At 50.0% G+C, this 2492-nt stretch carries 8 protein-coding genes; all 8 read left to right on the top strand.

Annotated elements, in window-relative coordinates; genetic code table 11:
* Positions 1–197 (top strand): siphovirus Gp157 family protein (locus tag HWQ67_RS16255; RefSeq protein WP_218253734.1); only part of this gene is annotated, 197 nt, incomplete at its 5' end.
* Between the two features lie 11 nt (positions 198–208).
* Positions 209–940, top strand: coding sequence for an ERF family protein (locus HWQ67_RS16250; protein WP_218253733.1), 732 nt, complete (start codon positions 209–211; stop codon positions 938–940).
* The gene (locus HWQ67_RS16245; protein ID WP_218253732.1) at positions 934–1158 is read left to right on the top strand and encodes a hypothetical protein; all 225 of its coding nucleotides are present in this window, start codon (positions 934–936) and stop codon (positions 1156–1158) included. Before HWQ67_RS16250 ends, HWQ67_RS16245 begins: the two co-directional genes overlap by 7 nt.
* Before the next feature lie 111 nt (positions 1159–1269).
* Complete coding sequence (locus HWQ67_RS16240; protein ID WP_218253731.1) at positions 1270–1638, top strand: helix-turn-helix domain-containing protein; 369 nt, start codon at positions 1270–1272, stop codon at positions 1636–1638.
* Positions 1635–1817: a hypothetical protein gene (locus HWQ67_RS16235; protein WP_218253730.1), complete on the top strand. Its 183-nt coding sequence runs from the start codon at positions 1635–1637 to the stop codon at positions 1815–1817. Before HWQ67_RS16240 ends, HWQ67_RS16235 begins: the two co-directional genes overlap by 4 nt.
* Entirely contained in the window at positions 1807–1986 is a 180-nt protein-coding gene (locus HWQ67_RS16230; protein WP_218253729.1) for a DUF4116 domain-containing protein, read from the top strand. Before HWQ67_RS16235 ends, HWQ67_RS16230 begins: the two co-directional genes overlap by 11 nt.
* Positions 1987–2025: 39 nt before the next feature.
* Positions 2026–2193 carry a hypothetical protein gene (locus HWQ67_RS16225; protein WP_218253728.1) on the top strand — a complete coding sequence of 56 codons (168 nt, stop codon included), beginning with the start codon at positions 2026–2028 and terminating at the stop codon, positions 2191–2193.
* A partial coding sequence (locus HWQ67_RS16220) for a hypothetical protein (RefSeq protein WP_218253727.1) occupies positions 2186–2492 on the top strand: 307 nt, incomplete at its 3' end. The genes HWQ67_RS16225 and HWQ67_RS16220, both read left to right, overlap by 8 nt.

Here is a 2492-nt window from a genome sequence, read left to right as displayed (position 1 = left end):
CTCTACACAACATCACGAGGGTTGCCAACCCGCCAAAGGTCGAGATAACGGATGAGAAGAAGCTTCACGCTCAGTATTTAACGCTTGTGCCTGAGCATTGGGTTATAGACAAGCGGAAGGTGGCGGAGGACTTGAAGAAGGGTAAGGTAATGGAAGGCGCGAAGCTTGTACACGGTGAACACTTGAGGATAGGTTAAAAGGAGAGAAAATGGAAAAATCGGCGACGATAGCAGAACTGGCAAAAGCTTTATGCAAGGCCCAAGCGACTATGCAAAAGGCCATCAAGGGGTCTGTAAACCCGCATTTCAAGTCAAAATATGCGGACTTGGAAAGCATTTGGGATGCTTGCCGAGAGGCGTTGATATCTAACGGCTTGGCGGTCGTGCAAACCAATGCGCCCTGGTCAGACGGGGTTGTAATCGAAACAACGCTACTCCATACGAGCGGGGAATATATAACAGGAAGCTTAGTGCTCCGACCTGTTAAGAACGACCCCCAGGGCGTAGGCTCGGCTATAACCTATGGTCGTAGGTATGGCCTCGCGTCTATGGTGGGGATATGCGCCGAGGACGATGACGACGCTAACGCGGCCAGTACGCATAATAAGCATGACAAGTCTACGCCACAAGCTCAAGCGGCGGCCAACAAGTCATACGAGGCCGCGAAGGGAAGGGTTGAGGCCCCGAAGAATGACACAATACCCGTCCATGAAACCCTGATAGCCGAACTTGGCGCATATTGTAGCGGCAACAGGGAGCGCATGGAGGCAGTGCTCAAGGAGTGCTCGGTGTTTACGGGTAATGACGGTAAGGAGATTTATCTGCGTCTTGACAAGCTGAGTGAGAAGAAACCGGCATGGCTCGGCACGACACTTGGAAAGCTGAGAAAGAAGATGAGCGGGGACAGTGGAGTAGTGCCAGCGGAGGACGCGCCATGGTAGAGACTACATTCATTGACGAACAGTGGCTTGTAGATAGAAGAGCGGCTCCCATGATGAAAGAAAGACTTATCTCTGTTTTCCCTGACGGTGTAGGATTTGCAAAGGCATACCATTATCTTCTTAATCGCGGAGAGCCTTATTATGCGGCATGGCTCTTGCAATATGGTACCGACCTGGATTTGAAGATAGTACGCGACTCATACGATGTGCGTATTTGAAGTGACCTAACTAAGACGATGCCGACCATTGTGAGTCGGCTGATGTCAGGGGGCGCGGGGTAGCCTGACGAAGAATGACAAAAAGCCCGCACAAATTTGAGAAGGGGCAATATGAATCAATTCGGCGATTCCATCCGCAAAAGACGTAAGGAGTTGAAACTGACGTTGCGAACATTCTGTCGTTTAAACGGGATAGATGCCGCGAACCATAGTCGCCTTGAACGTGGCATTTCTAAGCCACCAAAAGATATCGCATATATTGCAAAGGCTCTCTATATCAAGCCGGATTCAGACGAATACAATGAGTTTGCTTTATACGCAGACGTTGAGCGTGGGGAAGTACCAAAAGATATCATGAATAAAGTCTCGCTCGCCCTACTCCTACCGACGATATGGTGTGCGATGCGAAAAACGAAAAGCCGTAATAAGTTAGAGGGTTTGATTGAACTATTGCAAAAAACGTTGAGAGGCAAACCATGAAACTACCAAACCTTAACCTTGACGACATCCCCATCCCCGACATCTCCGACAACGATCTTGTCGAGCGTGTAGAGATGTTCAAGTTTTTCGGTCATCCGGCAACCGAGCCGGAGGGGTTGTCTAAAAACCACAAACACACGGACGATTGTCCGTGCGAAGGAGAGAGAAATGGAATATAGAATGATAATCAATGAGGCAGAGGCCACCGAGGCCGTTAAGCAAGACGGCGACGCACTCCAGTACGTGCGCGACCAAACCGAGGCAATTTGCACCGAGGCCGTTAAGCAAGACGGCGACGCACTCCAGTACGTGCGCGACAGAGCAGTATTCGACAAATTGGCTGGCTAAACACACGGACGATTGTCCATGCGAAGGAGAGTAAGAAAGATGACTGAGACTCACTTAGGGATGGATATCTGTATCAATGGCGCCGAGCATACAATAGTTACGCTAGTTACGCTAAGAAACGGCGTGGCGACAGTTGACCAGTCTTGGTCTATAAACCCGCAGACAGGCGCGTCGGCAACTTTAAAGAAAAAGGAGAGCCGTGACTAACGAATGCGAAAACGACGAAACTTTCAACGAGTGTGCCCATAGAGTAGACCCCGTGAACGGGGAAAGACGGTGCTCTTGCCGACCGCCTGACATGAACTGGTGCGAGGAGTGTCAGGAGTGGTTGTCAGATACCATCCTTGAGAACGGCGACGTTAAGGAGTGCTGGGAGCACACGACAGACTTTGAGACTTTGTGGGATGTCATCAGCGAGAAGAACCACAGAATAAGACTTCTCACAGAAAACCTCAAACTCCGCAATCAACTAATAGAGGCTTTGCGGAAAGACTTGCAAGAGCGCA

The sequence above is a fragment of the Candidatus Magnetobacterium casense genome, from assembly GCF_019173545.1.
Lineage (GTDB): Bacteria > Nitrospirota > Thermodesulfovibrionia > Thermodesulfovibrionales > Magnetobacteriaceae > Magnetobacterium > Magnetobacterium cryptolimnobacter.
The sequence above is the reverse complement of the archived record's forward strand: the minus strand, read 5'-3'. Positions and strand labels throughout refer to the sequence as shown.